Raw genomic sequence first — 3,078 nt, forward strand, 5'->3', positions numbered from 1 at the left:
ATCCTCTCGCCGATCTTACCCGGCTATGGGAGGCGCTGCATGGGGGCAAGGTCACTGGTGCACACCAGCTTCCAGGGGATCGAACCAGTCCTCGCCGAGTAATGGCGCGACGGTGTCCAAGTCTGTATTCTTCTCCATGGCGTAGTCTCCTGCGGCGGTGATCAGACCGCCAGTTCTGGTTCTTCCAAACTCAGGAGATTACGCCGCTCAACAATTTCCTACCAACTCAGCGACACGACCTGATGGCACCAGTGTGCCTGACAACAAAGTAGGCCCTGATAGTCTGCGTGCCTGTCGGAGAGAAGATCTTTACAGTCGGTGCAGCTTGGCCGGTCTTGTGGTTGGACGTCGTTAGTCCACCACCATCCGGTGATGCAACTTCCTGAAAACCTTGAAATTGGAGTGCGTCCTCATGTTGAATCAGCAGGACATGGAAGATTTCCTGGAAGTCGAAGCCGCTCTGGCCGAGCCGGATGACGGCAACGCCAAGCGCACGAAAGTGCCGAAAGCGGCTGAAACCGGCACTGATTCCGTTGACGGGCAGTCTGAGGTTCATGACTGACCTGATCTGAGGTTCATGACTGACCTGAGAGGCGTCGAGACTTTGAGTGAGTTCTGTCGGATCTCAGACCTAGGGAATGTGGTTCCAACGTTCTAAGAGATAGGGCAGGTCCATCAGTCACTCAGGTGATGCCGGTCAGATAGTAGAAGCCGATCACGACGAAGACCGCGGCGGTCTTGGTGCAGGTGATGGCGAAGATGTCGCCATAGGCCTGCCGATGGGTCAGGCCGGTAACCGCGAGCAGCGTGATCACGGCACCGTTGTGCGGCAGCGTGTCCATGCCGCCGCTCGCCATCGACGCAACCCGGTGCAGAACCTCCAACGGGATGCCGGCGGCGTTGGCGCCCTCGATGAATTGATCCGCCATGGCGGCTAGAGCAATGCTCATACCGCCGGAGGCCGAACCGGTGATGCCGGCCAGAGCGGTCACGCTGACCGCCTCGTTGATCAGCGGGTCCGGGATAGCCCGGAGCGCATCGCGGATCACCAGGAAACCCGGCAGTGCCGCGATTACCGCCCCGAAGCCGTATTCCGATGCGGTGTTCATCGACGCCAGCAAAGCACCACCGATCGCCGCCTTGGTGCCCTCCGCGAACCGCTGGGTCACCGGTCGCCAGGCGAAGGCCAGGACCGTCAGGATACCGACCAGCAACGCGCCCTGTACCGCCCAGATCGCAGCTACCGAGGAAACATCGGTGACCAGCGGCTTCGCCATGCCGGCAAGCTGAACCTCGTTGCTGGTGCCGTAGTTCGCGACGATCATCGAGGTGAATACTTTGTTCATCACGCCGACCAGAACGAGAGGCAGAATGGCAATGGCCGGATGCGCCAGCCCCTTTTCCTCGACCCGTTCGGGCTCGTTGAGGTGGCCCTCGCCGTATCCTTCGCCTGCCGCCGCAGCCTGACGGCGGCGCCATTCAAGGTAGGTGAGGCCGACGGCGAGAATGAAAACCGCGCCGATCGTGCCGAGGACGGGCGCCGCCCAGGTGTCGGTCTTGAAGAAGGTGGTCGGGATGATGTTCTGGATCTGTGGCGTTCCGGGCAGTGAGTCCATGGTGAAGGTGAAGGCGCCGAGCGCGATCGTACCGGGGATCAGGCGCTTGGGGATGTTGCTCTGCCGGAACATCTCGGCCGCGAAGGGGTAGATTGCGAAGACAACCACGAACAGCGAGACGCCGCCATAGGTCAGCACGGCACCGACCAGCACGATTGCCAGCATGGCCCGCTGCTGGCCGACAAAGCCGATGACTGCCGCGACGATCGATTTGGAGAAGCCGGACAGCTCGATCACCTTGCCGAACACGGCGCCAAGCAGGAAGACCGGAAAATACAGCTTCACGAAGCCGACCATCTTGTCCATGAACAGACCGGTGAAGATCGGCGGCACGGCGGCGGGGTCGGTGAGCAGCACGGCAAGCAGGGCTGCTACGGGAGCGAACAGGATCACGCTGAAGCCGCGGTAGGCCACGAACATGAGAAAAACCAGAGCGGCCACGGCGATCAGAAAGCTCATGGGCACATCCTCCATTCTTCTTGGGCAGCCGCTCTTACGGGCCACCGGGTGATAGCATAGAAGCGCCTTCGGCTCTTGTGAGTATCACAGGCCATCCGGTGCTTCCGATCTGAGTGAAGGCGCGATCAGCTAGTACGTGCCGGTGTTTGTTGTCATCACAAGGCGCTCTGCCTCGAGATCGCGAATCAGGCGTTCTTCCTCCGTGATCATTTCCTCGACGACATCGCGGTTGGACAGCACGCCGACGATCTTGCCGTCCTGAACCACCGGTAAATGCCGCAGGCGATGGCGCTTCATCAGCGCCACGCAGTGATCGACTTTGTGATCCAGGGTCACGTAGCGCACATCCCTGGTCATGATGTCCTGGACCTTGGTATCCCGAACCGTCCGGCCGAGCAGTTCGACCTTGCGGGCGCAGTCCCGCTCGGTGACAACCCCGACTAGACCATCGCCACTGCACACCATCAGCGCACCGACATCCTTCGCCGCCAGTATCTGCAAAGCAGCAAAGACACTCTCGTCTGCAGAGATCCGAAACACGTCACGCCGGGCGCCGAGCAACTCGGCAACCGTCTTCCAGGGTTTGTCCATGCTCTGCACTCCTCATGATCTGCCTGTCTCAGTTCACAAACCGTCACGTGCGCGGTGCCCCAGGTCCTGCAGGTAGCGCTCCGCCTCTTCGCGGCTCTCGTAGATGTGCGGCGAAACGGCGCGCCGCTGAAGGGCATCGCCGAACTTCATGTGCAGGAACGCGCTGGTGGTGTAGCGGGTCACGCCTGAGTAGAACCGATCGGCCAAACCCTTGACCATGTCGGTGTAAGCATCCAGCAGTTCCGGCAGGATTGCGAAGTTGTCGTAGTTCACGATCGCCAGCACCTTGCGGCCAACTGGGGTTAGCCGCTCCTCGACGGCTTGGCGGACGCTGTCGATATCCTCCTGGCGACGGATCCCGAAGCCCTCGAAGTTGATGAAGAACAGGTTCTCCGTCGGCTCGAAGGTCAGA

Annotated in this window: 4 protein-coding genes; 1 reads left to right on the plus strand and 3 read right to left on the minus strand. The window is 60.8% G+C overall.

The window, feature by feature from the left end:
* Window positions 1–412 precede the first annotated feature (412 nt).
* Entirely contained in the window at window positions 413–562 is a 150-nt protein-coding gene (locus AC5JJ6_RS06385; RefSeq protein ID WP_496041238.1) for a hypothetical protein, read from the plus strand.
* 121 nt (window positions 563–683) lie between these two features.
* On the opposite strand, the gene AC5JJ6_RS06390 is transcribed toward AC5JJ6_RS06385, so the two are convergent.
* The 3 genes from AC5JJ6_RS06390 to AC5JJ6_RS06400 all read right to left on the minus strand — a co-directional run.
* Window positions 684–2,075 (minus strand): GntP family permease, encoded by a 1,392-nt coding sequence (locus AC5JJ6_RS06390; protein ID WP_496041239.1) that lies wholly within the window; start codon window positions 2,073–2,075, stop codon window positions 684–686.
* A gap of 129 nt (window positions 2,076–2,204) precedes the next feature.
* Entirely contained in the window at window positions 2,205–2,666 is a 462-nt protein-coding gene (locus tag AC5JJ6_RS06395; protein ID WP_496041240.1) for a CBS domain-containing protein, read from the minus strand.
* Between the two features lie 33 nt (window positions 2,667–2,699).
* A partial coding sequence (locus tag AC5JJ6_RS06400; RefSeq protein WP_496041241.1) for a hypothetical protein occupies window positions 2,700–3,078 on the minus strand: 379 nt, incomplete at its 5' end.

The sequence above is a fragment of the Skermanella sp. genome (assembly GCF_059503625.1).

What these genes read in the sequence shown, in the direction of transcription:
- AC5JJ6_RS06385 (WP_496041238.1), top strand. Translation starts at nt 413, where the DNA reads ATGTTGAATCAGCAGGACATGGAAGATTTCCTGGAAGTCGAAGCCGCT.
- AC5JJ6_RS06390 (WP_496041239.1), bottom strand. Translation starts at nt 2,075, where the DNA reads ATGAGCTTTCTGATCGCCGTGGCCGCTCTGGTTTTTCTCATGTTCGTG.
- AC5JJ6_RS06395 (WP_496041240.1), bottom strand. Translation starts at nt 2,666, where the DNA reads ATGGACAAACCCTGGAAGACGGTTGCCGAGTTGCTCGGCGCCCGGCGT.